13 protein-coding genes and 1 pseudogene are annotated in these 14,933 nt (G+C 74.0%); 1 reads left to right on the forward strand and 13 read right to left on the reverse strand.

Annotated elements, in window-relative coordinates:
- From ACFXPX_RS17795 to ACFXPX_RS17810, 4 genes and pseudogenes are all read right to left on the reverse strand, one after another.
- Positions 1 to 511 (reverse strand): annotated as a pseudogene (locus ACFXPX_RS17795) (hypothetical protein); the annotation flags it as partial.
- Between the two features lie 13 nt (positions 512 to 524).
- Positions 525 to 1,157 (reverse strand): nicotinate-nucleotide adenylyltransferase, encoded by a 633-nt coding sequence (gene nadD, locus ACFXPX_RS17800; protein WP_375893133.1) that lies wholly within the window; start codon positions 1,155 to 1,157, stop codon positions 525 to 527.
- A 124-nt stretch (positions 1,158 to 1,281) separates the two neighbouring features.
- A complete protein-coding gene (locus tag ACFXPX_RS17805) occupies positions 1,282 to 1,431 on the reverse strand; it encodes a hypothetical protein (RefSeq protein WP_350505430.1) in 150 nt (49 codons plus the stop codon).
- Between the two features lie 152 nt (positions 1,432 to 1,583).
- Complete coding sequence (locus tag ACFXPX_RS17810) at positions 1,584 to 1,730, reverse strand: hypothetical protein (protein WP_188306314.1); 147 nt, start codon at positions 1,728 to 1,730, stop codon at positions 1,584 to 1,586.
- Between the two features lie 319 nt (positions 1,731 to 2,049).
- On the opposite strand from ACFXPX_RS17810, the gene ACFXPX_RS17815 reads away from it, so the two are divergent.
- On the forward strand, positions 2,050 to 3,138 hold the full coding sequence (locus ACFXPX_RS17815; protein WP_380403592.1) for a M48 family metallopeptidase: 1,089 nt from the start codon (positions 2,050 to 2,052) through the stop codon (positions 3,136 to 3,138).
- Positions 3,139 to 3,267: 129 nt separating this feature from the next.
- On the opposite strand, the gene ACFXPX_RS17820 is transcribed toward ACFXPX_RS17815, so the two are convergent.
- The 9 genes from ACFXPX_RS17820 to ACFXPX_RS17860 all read right to left on the reverse strand — a co-directional run bounded on the left by ACFXPX_RS17820 (position 3,268) and on the right by ACFXPX_RS17860 (position 14,652).
- Complete coding sequence (locus tag ACFXPX_RS17820) at positions 3,268 to 4,329, reverse strand: hypothetical protein (RefSeq protein WP_375893131.1); 1,062 nt, start codon at positions 4,327 to 4,329, stop codon at positions 3,268 to 3,270.
- Positions 4,330 to 4,434: 105 nt separating this feature from the next.
- The gene (locus ACFXPX_RS17825) at positions 4,435 to 5,010 is read right to left on the reverse strand and encodes a hypothetical protein (protein ID WP_375893129.1); all 576 of its coding nucleotides are present in this window, start codon (positions 5,008 to 5,010) and stop codon (positions 4,435 to 4,437) included.
- A gap of 112 nt (positions 5,011 to 5,122) precedes the next feature.
- Positions 5,123 to 6,445 (reverse strand): glutamate-5-semialdehyde dehydrogenase, encoded by a 1,323-nt coding sequence (locus ACFXPX_RS17830; protein WP_380642102.1) that lies wholly within the window; start codon positions 6,443 to 6,445, stop codon positions 5,123 to 5,125.
- Positions 6,446 to 6,595: 150 nt separating this feature from the next.
- Entirely contained in the window at positions 6,596 to 7,120 is a 525-nt protein-coding gene (locus tag ACFXPX_RS17835) for a hypothetical protein (protein ID WP_375893126.1), read from the reverse strand.
- Between the two features lie 164 nt (positions 7,121 to 7,284).
- Entirely contained in the window at positions 7,285 to 8,421 is a 1,137-nt protein-coding gene (gene proB, locus ACFXPX_RS17840) for a glutamate 5-kinase (protein WP_375893124.1), read from the reverse strand.
- 233 nt (positions 8,422 to 8,654) lie between these two features.
- Positions 8,655 to 10,130: a GTPase ObgE gene (gene obgE, locus ACFXPX_RS17845; RefSeq protein WP_375893123.1), complete on the reverse strand. Its 1,476-nt coding sequence runs from the start codon at positions 10,128 to 10,130 to the stop codon at positions 8,655 to 8,657.
- 115 nt (positions 10,131 to 10,245) lie between these two features.
- Positions 10,246 to 10,503 carry a 50S ribosomal protein L27 gene (rpmA, locus tag ACFXPX_RS17850; protein ID WP_030058248.1) on the reverse strand — a complete coding sequence of 86 codons (258 nt, stop codon included), beginning with the start codon at positions 10,501 to 10,503 and terminating at the stop codon, positions 10,246 to 10,248.
- A 14-nt stretch (positions 10,504 to 10,517) separates the two neighbouring features.
- Positions 10,518 to 10,835, reverse strand: a complete 318-nt coding sequence (gene rplU / locus ACFXPX_RS17855; protein ID WP_375893120.1) for a 50S ribosomal protein L21 — start codon at positions 10,833 to 10,835, stop codon at positions 10,518 to 10,520.
- 232 nt (positions 10,836 to 11,067) lie between these two features.
- A complete protein-coding gene (locus ACFXPX_RS17860) occupies positions 11,068 to 14,652 on the reverse strand; it encodes a ribonuclease E/G (protein WP_380642105.1) in 3,585 nt (1,194 codons plus the stop codon).
- Positions 14,653 to 14,933 lie beyond the last annotated feature (281 nt).

Genomic DNA, 14,933 nt, shown 5'->3' on the forward strand with positions numbered 1-14,933 from the left:
GCTGCGGCACGGTCGGCTGTGGCTCGGCGACCACCGGCCCGGCCGGCGCGGCCGGTGCGGCCTGGTACGGCTGCTGCTGGTACGCCTGGTACCCCTGCTGCTGGTAGCCCCCGTACGAGTCCTGCCCGTACACCGGCTGCCCGTACTGGTCGTACGTCGGCGGCTCGTACGGCTGCGGCTCGTACCCCTGCTGCCCGTACGACTGCTGCTGCGGGAACTGCCCGCCCTGCTGGCCGCCCTGCTGGTAGCCCTGGGCCTGGGCCTGGGCCTGCTGCCCGCCGTACGAGCCCTGCCCGTACACCGGCTGCCCGTACTGGTCGTACGTCTGCGACCCGTACGGCTGCTCCTCGTACTGCTGCCCGTACGCCGGGGGCTGCTGCTGCCCCTGCGGGTGCCCCTCGCCCTGGCCCTGGCCCTGGTACGACTGCTGGTACGGCTGCTGGTACTGGCCGGTGGACCACTCCTGCGGCTGCCCGCCGTTGCCGCTGCCGTTACCGCTGCGATCGGTCACGCCCGCTCCTGGCTCAGGTCCCGTGCGGCGCGTAGAGCGCCCGCTTGTCGATGTAGCGGACCACCCCGTCCGGGACGAGGTACCAGACCGGCTCGCCCTTGGCGACCCGGTTGCGGCAGTCCGTGGAGGAGATGGCCAACGCCGGGACCTCCACCAGGGAGACCCCGCCCACCGGAAGCCCGGCGTCCGACAGAGTGTGCCCCGGACGGGTGCAACCGATGAAGTGGGCCAGCGAGAAGAGTTCGTCCGAGTCGTGCCAGGACAGGATCTGGGCCAGCGCGTCGGCGCCGGTGATGAAGAAGAGGTCCGCGGCCGGGTGCAGGGAATGCAGGTCGCGCAGGGTGTCGACGGTGTAGGTCGGGCCCTCGCGGTCGATGTCGATCCGGCTCACCGAGAACTGCGGGTTCTCGGCGGTGGCGATGACCGTCATCAGGTAGCGGTCCTCGGCCGGGGTGACCTGGCGGTCGCTCTTCTGCCACGGCTCACCGGTCGGGACGAAGATCACCTCGTCCAGGTGGAACGCGCTCGCCACCTCGCTCGCGGCGACCAGGTGGCCGTGGTGGATCGGGTCGAAGGTGCCGCCCATCACCCCGAGGCGCTTCTTCACCGGTTCCGGTCCGCCGGGATTCCCGGCCTGCTCTCCCATGCCGCCACACCTTACGCGACGCCCGTTGCGGTGCGGGAACGCCCGTGTGGGGGTTGTCCGCAGATGCGTGAGGGAGCGGCCGGCGCACCGGCCGGACGCTCCCCGAGCGGTCCCGGGACGGAGCTCAGCGGTCCCGGTTGAAGCGGGTGGTGATGAAGAGCAGGAGAACCAGGATGAACAGCGCGGCGCCACCCGTCAGCAGCGGGTTGAGGCTGTCGTGGTTGCCCCCCTCGGCGAGGAGGTTCAGGGCGGGGAGTGCGGCAGCAGTGCTCATGGTCGGCGGGACCTTCTCGGCTCGGTGACGGACCTGGGGGTGGTTCCGGGCCGGTGAGGGCCCACCCGTCATCGTACGGGGGGTTACGCGGCAACCGCTCGGCGGCCCACCGCCGCTGACCGGGCGTGAGCGAACCGAGGGGGACGCGGCGTCTACTGGCCCCGGAAGGCGCGGGCCATGATCCAGACCAGCAGGCCGATCCCGACGAAGGAGGCGATCACGATGATCCGCAGGAACAGGCCCGGGCCGGCCTCGTCGGAGATGGGTGCGGCCAGGCTGACCAGCGCTTCGGTGGACATCTGAGGGACTCCTCGAACTGCTCGGTACCGCGGCCGGGTCCGGTCTCGGTTCTCCAGGGCATTCAGGGTAAACCCGCCTCACACCGGCAGCGCCCACCGGCCCCCGCGCCGCGCCCGACCCACCACCGACCCGCCGCCAAGCCGCCGTCAAGTCGCCGCCGCACCGCCACCGCGGCCGTGCCCGGGGCCGTGCCCGGGGACGAGTACGCAACCGCGGACGTTGCACAGGCAGTCGTTGCAGACGAGTCACTGCCGGCGAAGACCAGCGGGGGGCCGGGCGCTGCGCCGAGGCCGCCGTCGACCAGGAGGTACGCAGACCATGACCGACACGACCGCGAACGCACCGAGCCGCCGTCGTCAGCGCTTCCCCGAGATCTCCACCCGGGCCTGGGAGCACCCCGCCGACCGCTCGGCGCTGGTCGCCCTGCGCCGGCTCTCCGGCTTCGACGACGTCCTGCGCAAGCTCGCCGGGCTGGTCTCCGAGCGCTCGATCCGGCTGATGTTCCTGGCCACCGCCGTGAAGACCTCCGAGCGCCAGTTCCCCGAGCTGTACGGCATGGTCCGCGACGCCGCCTACGTGCTCGACCTGGAGCAGGTCCCGGACCTGTACGTCAGCCAGGACCCGACGGTCAACGCGTTCACCATCGGCATCGACACCCCGATCATCGTGGTCACCAGCGGCCTGGTCGAGCTGCTGGACGAGGAGGAGCTGCGCTCCGTCATCGGCCACGAGGTCGGCCACGCGATGTCCGGCCACGCGGTCTACCGGACGATGCTGATGATCCTCACCAACATCGCCACCCGGATCGCCTGGGTGCCGCTCGGCAACCTGGCGATCATGGCCATCGTCACCGCGCTCAAGGAGTGGTTCCGCAAGGCCGAGCTGTCCAGCGACCGGGCCGGCCTGCTCGCCGGGCAGGACCTCCAGGCGTCCATGCGGGCCCTGATGAAGCTGGCCGGCGGGCACAACCTGGCCGAGATGAACGTCGACGCCTTCCTGGAGCAGGCCGAGGAGTACGAGAAGGCCGGGGACCTGCGCGACGGCGTGCTCAAGCTGCTCCAGCTGCTGCCGCAGACCCACCCGTTCGCGGTGGTCCGGGTCGCCCAGCTCAAGAAGTGGGCGGAGAGCGACGAGTACCGCTCGATCCTGGCCGGCGCCTACCCGCGCCGCACCGACGACCCGGACACCTCGGTCGGCGAGCAGTGGAAGGCCGCCGCCGAGCACTACACGACCTCGGTGAAGGAGAGCAAGGACCCGCTGATGGGCCTGCTGCGGGACGTGGCCGGCGGCGCCGCGACGGTCGGCGGCAAGCTGCGGGACACCTTCACCGGTGGCGGCCGCAACGACTCCGGCCCCCGCAACGGCTCCGGGGAGCGCGGCGACTCCGGGAACCGCGCCGACGGCTGACCCCCGCCCCCTCCCCCTCCGGCGGGACGGCCGGTGCCCCGCCCGGGTCACCGGCCACCCCGCCGCCGCCCCGCCGCCCCGCTGCCCAAGCCGCCCCCGACGCCGCCACCACCCCGACGCCCGCCCCGCTCAGCTCCCGGCCAGCACCCCGCACACCTGCCAGGCCGGCCGCGCGTGGTTGCCCGGGTCGACCGGCGTCGGCGCGGCCACCGCGGTGCCCTGCGCGGTGGCCAGCACCGGCTGCAGGAAGCCCGCCATCGAGGCGGTGCACGGCTCCGGGCCGGCCTGCAGCACCGCGTCCACCAGCCGCAGCTGCGCCTGCCCCAGGTCGACCCGGTCCAGTTGGAAGGTCAGCTCGCGCCGCACCGTCTCCAGGGTGACCGGGGCGCCGGCCGGGGCGCCGGCGGGCTTCAACGCGTAGACGAAGGTGTGGTCGGTGGTGATCTGCAGCGTGCCGCCGTCCGACTCGTCGACCCGCATCGCGCCGACCACCTTCACGGTGTCGGAGGCCAGCGCGACCTGCGCCGGGTCGAAGCGGACGATCCAGCCGGTCACCGCGTGGTGCCGGTCGTCCACCGGCTGGGCGACGCTCGCGTCGAACTGGGCCTGCTCACCGGGCGTGACGAAGACCCGCACGTCCGTGGTGGCGCCCTGGACCAGCTCCGCCGGCGCCAGCGAGGAGGCGACCAGGTAGCGCTGCACGGTGTCGAGGGCCTTGGTCACCTCGACCTTGCTGAAGTGCTCGGTGCCCGCGCCGCTCGGGGTGTTCAGTCCGGCCGCCCCGTCGCCGTACCCGGTCGGCAGCGCCGCGAACGGGTGCGCCGGGTCGGCGACCGGGCGCACGGCCGAAGCCGGGCTCAACGCGACCAGGCTGACGGTCAGTTGACTGCCCTCCGGCCGGGCCGGGATCCCCTTGGGCGAGTTCACCCCGAAGTACACCGCGGCCCCGAAGGCCAGCAGGATGAGCAGCAGCAGGGCCAGCGCCTGACGCGGCACGCTGCCCAGCGGCCCGAGCCGCACCCGGGCCCGGGTGGCCTTGCCGAAGGAGCCCGCGAGCCGCTCCCGGGCGGACAGTTCCTGGATCCGGGCAGCCCGGACGAACGACTCGTCGAAGACGACGGACCGGAACTCGTCCTCATTGCCGGAACCGCCCTCGGGCGTACCCTCAGGAGGCTCGCGCGGGTCACCCATAGCACCAGGGTAGGCGCACACCGGGCCCGCCACGAGGGCCCCGGCGCAGATTGCCGGGAACGCTCCGTGACCACCGCCCCGGGGCGTGCGCCCCCGGACACTCCCTTAGGGCGTCGACGCCGCCAGTGACGGCTCGGCCGGCACCGACCGCGGGTCCGCGCCCGGGCTGCTGCTGCCGGACTCCGGGCGCCGGGGCGCCCCCGAGGAGCCGCCCACGCCCTGGTAGACGGCCGCGACCGCCACCGCCACCAGGCTCACGCCCATGATCACGGCGAGCACCCAGGCCACCGGCCGGTGCCAGCGCTGCTGGGCCACGTACCGTCCGCGGGCCCGCACCGGGTCGTAGCGCCGCCCCCACCGCCGGCCCCGGCGGCCGGTCGCCCGGCCCGGGCCCGACCAGGGGTCAGGGTAGAGGTGGTCCTCGTCGAGTCCGCTCGGGTACGGGCGCAGCTCCAGCGGAAGCCCGTCCGCAGCCGGCACGTCATAGCTCCAGCCCGGTCCCGCGGAGTCCGGCTCGAACCGCGCCTCGGCGGCGGCGAGCTGCCGCTCCTTGGCGGTCGGCTCGTGCACGGCGGCGGACCGGACGAAGGCCTCATCGAAGACCACGGTGGCGAACTCGTCGTCCGCACCACCGTGGTCGGCGCCGTCGGGGTACGGCAAGCCCCCCACATCCTCAGCCACGGATTCAGCGTATTACCGGCCGGGCGATTTGTCTGTGGCTCCCGGCAGTTGGTCCGTCACCCGTGTGACGACCGCCCCGCGCGGCGCCCCGTTCGGCGCCCGCGCCCCGCCCTCACTCGGCGTCCGCGCCCCCGCCCACGGTCTGCTTCTCCTCGCCGCGGACGTGCCCGTCACCAGTGACGATGTACTTGGTGCTGGTCAGCTCCGGCAGGCCCATCGGGCCGCGGGCGTGCAGCTTCTGGGTGGAGATGCCGATCTCCGCGCCGAAGCCGAACTCACCGCCGTCGGTGAACCGGGTGGAGGCGTTGACGGCCACCGTGGTCGAGTCCACCAACTGGGTGAACCGGCGGGCGGCGGCCTGCGAGGTGGTGACGATCGCCTCGGTGTGGCCCGAGGACCAGCGGCGGATGTGCTCCACGGCCGCGTCCAGCGAGGGCACCACGGCCGCCGCCAGGTCGTACGAGAGGTACTCGGCGCCCCAGTCCTCGTCGGTGGCGGGCACCGCGGTGACGCCGGTGCCCTCGGCGGCCTTGAGCACCGCCTCGTCGCCGTGCACCGTCACCCCGGCCCCGGCCAGGGCGGCCAGCGCGAGCGGCAGGAAGGCGTCCGCGACGTCCTGGTGCACCAGCAGCGTCTCGGCGGAGTTGCAGACGCTGACCCGCTGCGCCTTGGAGTTCAGCAGGATGCCGACGGCCATCGCCAGGTCGGTCCGGGCGTCCACGTACACGTGGCAGTTGCCGGTGCCGGTCTCGATCACCGGGACGGTCGAACCCTCGACCACGGTGCGGATCAGCGAGGCGCCGCCGCGCGGGATCAGCACGTCGACCAGGCCGCGGGCGCGCATCAGCTCCTGCACCGAGTCCCGGCTCTCCCCCGGGACGAGCTGGATGACGTCGGCCGGCAGCCCGGCCGCGACGACGGCGTCCCGCAGGACGGCGACCAGCGCGGTGTTGGAGCGGTAGGCGGAGGCGGAGCCGCGCAGCAGCACCGCGTTGCCGGACTTGAGGCAGAGCGCGGCGGCGTCCACGGTGACGTTCGGCCGGGCCTCGTAGATGATGCCGACCACGCCGAGCGGCACCCGCACCTGACGCACGTCCAGGCCGTTCGGCAGGGTGTAGCCGCGCACCACCTCGCCGACCGGGTCGGCCAGGCCGGCCACGTCCCGCACGTCCGAGGCGATCGCGGCGATCCGCTCGCCGGTCAGGCTCAGCCGGTCGACCACCGACTCGGCCGTCCCCGCCGCGCGGGCCCGGGCCACGTCCTCGGCGTTGGCGGCGACGATCTCGGCGCTGCGGGCGACCAGCGCGTCCGCGATCGCCAGCAGCGCGGCGTCCTTGGCCCGGCGCGGCAGCGGGGCGAGCGCGGCGGCCGCCTCCCGGGCACGGCGCGCTACGGCGAGGACGGGGCTGTCGGCGGTGGCGAGGTCGTTGGTCATGCCGCCAAGGGTAGCGACTGCCCCCGCGCCGCCGAGCCGTCATTTCGCCCGGTGAGACACCGCCCGGACGGCTCCGCGCGCCCTCGGTACGGCCCGCGCCCCGCCCTCAGCACGAGCGCGCCCCACCACCGGTACGGCCGCGCCCCTCCCTCAGTACGGGTGCACCCCGCCCAGGTGCGGCGGCGGATCGCCGAAGCCCTCGGCGACCCGCTTGCGGTACGTCGCCCGGTCGACCACTTCCAGCCCGACGATCTCCCACGGCGGCAGGCTCGCGGTCACCTTGTGCTCGCCCCACAGCCGCAGCGCTATCGCCGCCGCGTCGTGCAGGTCCCGGGCCTGCTCCCAGTAGCGGATCTCGGCGTGGTCGGCCGCGTAGCGGGCGGTCAGGAAGAACGAGTGGTCGTGCGCCAGCCGCTCCAGCGAGGCCCGCAGCGCGGACAGCGGGGTGGTCTGCCCGGCCACGCTCAGCACCACGTGCCACAGCCGGGCCTGCTCCGGCACGCTCGGCGGATCCGCCGCCTGCGCGCGCTGCGGCCGCAGCCGGCGCACCCCGCCGGGCCCCTGCGACGGCGGACCGGCCGGCTCGGCGGGGCCGTCCCCGCGTCCGCCGTCGATGCTGGTCAGCCGCCGGCCCGCCGTCCCTCCGGTCAGCGCTGCCTCGCGCCTGCGTTCCACCGGCGGCCTCCTGTTCGGCGATCTCGTGTCGTCCCGTACCGGCCCGCCGGCCCCCGGCCGACCGGTACGGCTGCGCCCCTCCTCGCCCGCGGCCGGTCCGCTCCCGTACGGAGCGGCCCGCCGACCGCGCCGCGCCGTCCGGCCGCTGCCGGCCGTACGGCCGGTCAGCCGTGCAGAACGACCAGGTCGTCGCGGTGGACGACCTCGCGCTCGTACCCGGCGCCGAACTCCTGGGCCAGGTCGCGGGTGGACCGGCCGAGCAGGCGGGGCAACTCCCTCGCATCAAAGTTGACCAGTCCGCGGGCCACGATGTGGCCGTTTTCGGCAAGAAGGTCCACCGGATCACCCGCGGCGAAGTCCCCGTCGACCTTGGTCACCCCGGCGGGCAGCAGCGAGGCGCCGCCGGAGACGACCGCCTCGACCGCGCCCGCGTCCAGGTGCAGGGCGCCGCGCGGGCTGCTGGCGTGGGCCAGCCAGAGCATCCGGTCGGAGGTGCGGCTGCCGGTGCGCCGGAAGAGCGTGCCGGTGGGCCGCCCGGCCAGCGCGTCGGCGGCGTGGCTGGCGGCGGTGAGCACCACCGGGATGCCCGCGCCGGTGGCGATCCGGGCCGCCTCCACCTTGGTGACCATGCCGCCGGTGCCCACGCCCGCCTTGCCGGCACTGCCGATCTGGATGCCGTCGAGGTCGTGCGGGCCGCTCACCTCGGCGATCCGGCTGGTGCCGGGCCGGGACGGGTCGCCGTCGTAGAGGCCGTCCACGTCGGAGAGCAGCACCAGCAGGTCGGCCCGGACCAGGTGGGCGACCAGCGCGGCGAGCCGGTCGTTGTCCCCGAACTTGATTTCGGCGGTGGCGACGGTGTCGTTCTCGTTGACGACCGGCATCGCGCCCATCGCCAGCAGCTGGTCCAGTGTCCGGTAGGCGTTGCGGTAGTGGGCGCGACGGCTGGCGTCCTCGGCGGTGAGCAGTACCTGGCCGACCCGGATGCCGTACCGGGCGAAGGAGGCGGTGTACCGCGCGACCAGCAGCCCCTGGCCGACGCTGGCCGCGGCCTGCTGGCGGGCCAGGTCCTTGGGCCGCTTGTCCAGACCGAGCGGGGCGAGCCCGGCGGCGATGGCACCGGAGGAGACGAGCACCACCTCCGGCGGCTCCGGGCGGCTGCGCGCCTTGGCGAGCGCGTCCACCAGGGCGTCCACCCGGTCGGCGTCCAGGCCGCCGGCCGCCGTGGTGAGTGAGGAGGAGCCGACCTTGACCACGATCCGCCGTGCGGTCAGCACCTCCTCCCGCAGTGAGTCCTCGCTCATCTCGCTGTACGCCCTTCCGGTGTGGTGCGGGTGCGGCGGGGCCCGGCCCGGCCGCCATGGCCGAAATCTACGCGATCCGCGCAGGTCACCCCCAGGGGGTTTCACCGGCTGGACCGGCCCCGCTCAAGCTCCGGACCTCTCGGGCGACGTGACGGCGCGTCATGCCGGAACACAGCGGACGGCCCCGCCACCTGTCGAGGTGGCGGGGCCGTCCGCTGCGCGGCGGGGTCGACTCAGTGCTCCTCGTCGTCCTCGATCGCGGCCTGCCGGCCGCTGGAGAGCGCCTCGAAGGCGAGGTACTCGGCCTCGGCCGCGTCCCGGCCCTTCTGCTTCTCGCGGCGGCGGTCGACCGCCGGGCGCTGGGTCTCCATCCGGTGGTCCTCACCGCGGCGACCGAGCATCTCGGCGCCGGCGGCCATGGTCGGCTCCCAGTCGAAGACGACGGCGTTCTCCTCCGGGCCGATGATGACGGTGTCGCCCTCGCGAGCGCCGACCTTCCACAGCCGGTCCTCGATGCCGAGGCGGGCCAGCCGGTCGGCCAGGTAGCCGACGGCCTCGTCGTTGCTGAAGTCGGTCTGGCGGACCCAGCGCTCCGGCTTGACGCCGCGGATGCGGTAGGAGCCGTCCTCCTCCTCGATGGTGAAGCCCTCGTCGTCGACGGCCGTGGGCCGGATCACGATCCGGGTGGACTCCTCGGCCGGCTTGGCGGCGCGCGCCTCGGCGACGATCTTCGCCACCGCGAAGCTCAGCTCGCGCAGGCCCTTGCGGGAGGCGGCGGAGACCTCGTACACCTGGTAGCCGCGCTCCTCCAGCGAGGCACGGGTCAGGTCGGCGATGTCCTGGCCGTCCGGGACGTCCACCTTGTTGAGCGCGACCAGGCGCGGGCGGTCCTCCAGACCGCCGTACTCGGCGAGCTCGGCCTCGATGGTCTCCAGGTCGGTCAGCGGGTCGCGGCCGGGCTCCAGGGTGGCGCAGTCCAGCACGTGCACCAGCACCGAGCAGCGCTCGACGTGCCGCAGGAACTCCAGGCCCAGGCCCCGGCCCTGGCTGGCGCCCGGGATCAGGCCGGGCACGTCGGCGATGGTGTAGACGGTTTCGCCCGCGGTGACCACGCCGAGGTTGGGGATCAGGGTGGTGAACGGGTAGTCCGCGATCTTCGGCTTGGCGGCGGAGAGCACCGAGATCAGCGAGGACTTGCCGGCGCTCGGGTAGCCGACCAGCGCCACGTCGGCGACGGACTTGAGCTCCATCACGATGTCGCGGGCCTCGCCGGGCTCGCCGAGCAGCGCGAAGCCGGGCGCCTTGCGGCGGGCCGAGGAGAGCGCGGCGTTGCCGAGGCCGCCGCGGCCGCCCTGGGCGGCGACGAAGCTGGTGCCGTGGCCGACCAGGTCGGCGAGCACGTTGCCCTGGCGGTCCAGCACCACGGTGCCGTCCGGCACCAGCAGGACGAGGTCGGAGCCCTCGGCGCCGGTGCGGTTGCCGCCCGCGCCCGGCTTGCCGTTGGTGGCCTTGCGCTTGGGCGAGTGGTGGTACTCGAGCAGGGTGGTGACCTGCGCGTCCACGGTCAGGATGACACTGCCGCCCTCACCGCCGTTCCCCCCGTCCGGTCCGCCGAGCGGCTTGAACTTCTCACGGTGAACGGAGGCGCAGCCGTGGCCTCCGTTACCCGCGGCGACGTGCAGTTCGACGCGGTCCACGAAGGTGGTCATGGTTGTGCCTCCAGTACGGGGAAGGGTTCTTCTGCGTAAAGCGCGAAGGGTGGACCGGAGAATTCCGGCCCACCCTTCAGTGTGAGTCCTGTCAGACTCGGGAGTCCGTTCGGACTCAGGCCTCGACGGCCACGATGTTGACGACCTTGCGGCCGCGACGGTTGCCGAACTGCACCGCACCGGCGGTCAGCGCGAACAGGGTGTCGTCGCCACCACGGCCGACACCGGCACCCGGGTGGAAGTGGGTGCCACGCTGGCGGACGAGGATCTCGCCGGCCGAGACGACCTGGCCACCGAAGCGCTTCACGCCGAGGCGCTGGGCGTTCGAGTCACGGCCGTTACGAGTAGAGCTTGCGCCCTTCTTGTGTGCCATTTTTCGCTATCCCCTTACTTGCTGACCGAGTCGATGCTGGTGATGCGCACCGCGGTGTGCTTCTGACGGTGACCCTGACGACGGCGGTAGCCGGTCTTGTTCTTGTAGCGCAGGATGACGATCTTGTCGCCCTTGGTCTGGTCGACCACCTCGGCGTGAGCCTTCACGCCGGCCAGGACCCACGGGTCGGAGGTGACGGCGTCACCGTCGACGACCAGGATGGTCGAGAACTCCACCGAGTCACCCGGCTTGGCCTCGATACGGTCGATCTCCAGCACGTCGCCGATGGCGACCTTGTGCTGGCGGCCGCCTGCGCGAACGATCGCGTACATGCGGTACCTACTTTCCCAACTCGGTCGGAACTCCCGACGCCAGCCACCTGGGTACGGACACAGGGGCCTCCCTCCGAACGCGCGCGCACGGGGCGCGGTGCTCTCGGAGAGGTGATGTGCTCGGGAGCGCGGCGTAGACACGCCGATGGTCAAGAATACGGACCGGCCGCCCAGGGGGCAAACCGGCCGGTACGACCGGGGGCGGGAAGGACTCCCGCCCCCGGCGTGGGCACTACTCGGACGCCGTATCACCCTCGGCGGCCGCGGCCTTCTTGGCCGCCGCGCTCGTCCGCTTGGTCGCGGTCTTGCGGGCGGTGGTCTTCTTGGCCGCCGTGGTGGTCTTCTTGGCGGCGGTCTTCTTCGCGGCGGTCTTGCGGGCGGCCCGCTTCTTCGGCGCCGGGGCCTCCTCGGCCGACGCCTCCTCGGCGGGGGCCTCCTCCGCGGCCGGGGTCTCGACGACCTCGGTCTCCGCGACGGCGGTCCCGGCGGCGGCCTCCGGGGCCACCTCCGCGACGGGCTCGGCCACGACCTCGACCGCCGGCTCGGCGGCCGGGGCGGCGGCGGCCAGGGCCGCCTCCAGGGCCGCGTCGGCCTTCGCCTGCAGCACCACGATCTCGGCGGCCTGCGGGGCACCGGCCGGAGCCGTCGCCTTGCGCACCGCGCGGCGGCGCGGACGGCCGGCCGGAGCGGCGGCGGGGGCCTCGGCCACCGGGGCCTCCACCTCCACGGCCTTCGGCGTCTCGACCACCACGGTACCGACGGCCGGGGCCTCGACGCCCGGGACCTCCAGGGCCAGCTGGCCCTCGATCTCCTCGCGCACCGGCTCGGCGGGCTCCTCGAACGCCTCGGTGACGGCCTCGGCCACCGACCCGGCCTCGACGGCCTGCGGCTCCTCGTGGCCCGCGCCGCCCTTGCCCCGGCGACGGCGCTTGCCGCTGCCCGGGCCCGCCTCGACGGCGGTGGCCGCCGGGGCGTGGACGTGGGCGCTCGGCTGCTCCATGTGCACGATCACGCCGCGGCCGTTGCAGTGCACGCAGGCCTCGGAGAAGGACTCCAGCAGGCCCTGGCCGACCCGCTTGCGGGTCATCTGGACCAGGCCCAGCGAGGTGACCTCGGCCACCTGGTGCTTGGTCCGGTCCCGGCCCAGGCACTCCAGCAGTCGGCGCAGCACCAGGTCGCGGTTGGACTCCAGGACCATGTCGATGAAGTCGATCACGATGATGCCGCCGAGGTCGCGCAGCCGCAGCTGGCGCACGATCTCCTCGGCCGCCTCGATGTTGTTCCGGGTGACCGTCTCCTCCAGGTTGCCGCCCTGGCCGACGAACTTCCCGGTGTTGACGTCGATGACGATCATCGCCTCGGTGCGGTCGATCACCAGCGAACCGCCGCTGGGCAGCCAGACCTTGCGGTCCAGCGCCTTCATCAGCTGCTCGTCGATCCGGTAGGTGGCGAACACGTCCACCTCGGAGGTCCACCGCTGGAGCCGCTCGGCGAGGTCCGGCGCCACGTTGGAGACGTACTCGTGGATGGTCTTCCACGCCTCGTCGCCGGAGACGATGACCTTGGTGAAGTCCTCGTTGAAGATGTCGCGGACGACCCGGACGGTCATGTCCGGCTCGCCGTACAGCAGCGCCGGGGCGTTGCCGGTCGCGGCCTTCTTCTGGATGTCCTCCCACTGCTGCTGGAGGCGCTGGACGTCGCGGGTCAGCTCCTCCTCGGAGGCGCCCTCGGCGGCGGTGCGCACGATCACGCCCGCGTCGTCCGGGACGATCTTCTTGAGGATCTGCTTGAGGCGGGCCCGCTCGTTCTCGGGCAGCTTGCGCGAGATGCCGGTCATCGAGCCCTCGGGCACGTACACCAGGTAGCGGCCGGGCAGCGAGATCTGGCTGGTCAGGCGGGCGCCCTTGTGGCCGATCGGGTCCTTGGAGACCTGGACCAGCACGGACTGGCCGGACTTGAGCACCGACTCGATCCGGCGCGGGCCGCCGTGGCCCAGCGCACCGAAGTTGACCTCACCGGCGTACAGCACCGCGTTGCGGCCCTTGCCGATGTCGACGAACGCGGCCTCCATGGACGGCAGCACGTTCTGGACCTTGCCCAGGTAGACGTTGCCGACGTACGAGGTGGCCTGCTCCTTGTTGACGTAGTGCTCGACCAGCACGCCGTCCTCCAGCACGCCGATCTGGGTGCGCTGGCCGTTCTGGCGCACCACCATGACGCGCTCGACCGACTCCCGGCGGGCCAGGAACTCGGCCTCGGTGATGATCGGCACCCGGCGGCGGCCCAGCTCGCGGCCCTCGCGGCGGCGCTGCTTCTTCGCCTCCAGACGGGTCGAGCCCTTGATGGACTGCACCTCGTCCGGGTCGAAGGACGGCTCGGTGGAGCGGCGGCGCGGCTCGCGCACCTTCACCACCGTGCGGACGCCGTCCTCGGTGGTCTCGGCGGCCTCGACGGCGCCGGCCTCACCGCTGCGGCGGCGACGGCGGCGACGGCGGCGCGACGAGGACAGGCCGGCGGCCAGGTCGTCGTCGTCCTCGTCGTCCTCGTCGGCGACCGCCCGGGTCGACTCCTCGGCGGCGGGCTGCTCGGTCTCGACGGCCTCGGCGGCCTCGAAGTCCTCGGCCTCGCCACGGCGGCGGCGACGGCCGCCCCGACGGCGACGGCGGGACGGACGGCCGTCCTCCCACTCGTCCTCGGCCTCCGGACCGGCGACGGGGGCCTCCACGACGGGCTCCTCGACGACCGGGACCTCGACCGGAGCGGCCTTCACCGGAGCGGCCTTGACCGGAGCGGTCTTCACCGCAGCGGCCTTGGCCGGGGCCGACTTGGCCGGGGCGGCCTTGGCCGACGCCTCGGCGGCCGTCCTGCGACGGTTCGGCTCGACCCGGGTGCGGACCCGGCGGCGGCGGCCGACACCGCTGTACTCGTACTCGTCCTCGTCCTGGCGCTCGGCCTCGACGGCCGGGGCGGCCTCGACCGGCGCCGGGGCGGCGGCGGGCTGCGGCGGCGCGGCGGGCGCGACGTAGGGGGCGGGCTCCTGGAACACCGGGGCCTGGAAGACCGCGGTGGCCGGGCGCACGGCGCGGCGGCGCACCCGGTGGTGCGGCTCGGCCTCGGCGGCCGGGGCGGGGGCGGCGACCGGCTCGGCGGCGACCGGGGCCTCGGCGACGGCCTCGACGGCCTCCTCCTCGGCGGGCTCCTCCTCGACGGCGGGCTCCTCGGCCACCGGCTCCTCCACCGGGGCCTCGACCACCGGCGCGGCCTCGACCACGCGACGGCGGCGCGGGCGGCGGGCCGGAGCGGCCGGGGCCTCCTCGGCCACCGGCTCGGCGACCGGCTCCACGACCGGCTCGACGACCGGGGCGGGGGCGGCGGCCACCGGCTCCTCGACCGGGGCCTCGGCCTTCTTGCGGGTCCGACGGGCCCGAACGGGCTTCTCCGCCTTCTCCTCGGCCTTCGCCTCCGTGGTCTTCGTCTCCGTGGCCTTCGCCTCGGCCTCCGGTGCGGTGACCACGATCGCGGTCTCCTCCGGAGCGCCGGCCGGAGCCTCGGCACGCTTGCGGGTCCGGCGGGCCCGGACCGGCTTCTCGGCCGCCGGCGCCGCCTCGGCGGGCGCCTCGGCCGCAACGGCCGTCGGCTCGACCGGGACCACCGTCTCGGCCGTCTCGGCGGCCGCACCCTGCGGGGTGCCCGCCGGGCGGGACACCGCCCGGCGGCGACGGCGCGGCGGCGCGGCGGACGCGCCCTCACCACCGGTCGCGGCGGTTTCGTTCTGTTCCGTGGCCGCAGTCTGCTGCGGATCGGTGTTATCGAGCATGCGGGTGGATCTCCCGTCAGGCCCCCGGGCTCCACATCCGGGCACGGCACGGCACCAGTGGGCGGCCGGCATCGCGAGGATGCTCGGGCCGGACCCTTTGACGGTGCCGCCGTGCGGACGCGAGGCCGCACAGGGGCTCGTAGTCTCGCTCGGCGCCCCGCGTTGCGCGGGGTGTCGAAAGTCTTCTGGTCTGACCAGTCTTCTGAGTTTTTCCCAAGCTGAGCCGTCCCCCAACCCCGGGTGGCTCCCGGACGGGGTCCCGAGCCCACCGACCGTCGTGG

Origin of the sequence: Kitasatospora sp. NPDC059146, assembly GCF_042786665.1 — a bacterium.
Classification (GTDB): domain Bacteria; phylum Actinomycetota; class Actinomycetes; order Streptomycetales; family Streptomycetaceae; genus Kitasatospora.

Bases quoted from the DNA above. Each gene is read 5' to 3' on its own strand.
- nadD (WP_375893133.1), bottom strand. From the start codon at position 1,157: ATGGGAGAGCAGGCCGGGAATCCCGGCGGACCGGAACCGGTGAAGAAG.
- ACFXPX_RS17805 (WP_350505430.1), bottom strand. From the start codon at position 1,431: ATGAGCACTGCTGCCGCACTCCCCGCCCTGAACCTCCTCGCCGAGGGG.
- ACFXPX_RS17810 (WP_188306314.1), bottom strand. From the start codon at position 1,730: ATGTCCACCGAAGCGCTGGTCAGCCTGGCCGCACCCATCTCCGACGAG.
- ACFXPX_RS17815 (WP_380403592.1), top strand. From the start codon at position 2,050: ATGACCGACACGACCGCGAACGCACCGAGCCGCCGTCGTCAGCGCTTC.
- ACFXPX_RS17820 (WP_375893131.1), bottom strand. From the start codon at position 4,329: ATGGGTGACCCGCGCGAGCCTCCTGAGGGTACGCCCGAGGGCGGTTCC.
- ACFXPX_RS17830 (WP_380642102.1), bottom strand. From the start codon at position 6,445: ATGACCAACGACCTCGCCACCGCCGACAGCCCCGTCCTCGCCGTAGCG.
- proB (WP_375893124.1), bottom strand. From the start codon at position 8,421: ATGAGCGAGGACTCACTGCGGGAGGAGGTGCTGACCGCACGGCGGATC.
- obgE (WP_375893123.1), bottom strand. From the start codon at position 10,130: ATGACCACCTTCGTGGACCGCGTCGAACTGCACGTCGCCGCGGGTAAC.
- rpmA (WP_030058248.1), bottom strand. From the start codon at position 10,503: ATGGCACACAAGAAGGGCGCAAGCTCTACTCGTAACGGCCGTGACTCG.
- rplU (WP_375893120.1), bottom strand. From the start codon at position 10,835: ATGTACGCGATCGTTCGCGCAGGCGGCCGCCAGCACAAGGTCGCCATC.
- ACFXPX_RS17860 (WP_380642105.1), bottom strand. From the start codon at position 14,652: ATGCTCGATAACACCGATCCGCAGCAGACTGCGGCCACGGAACAGAAC.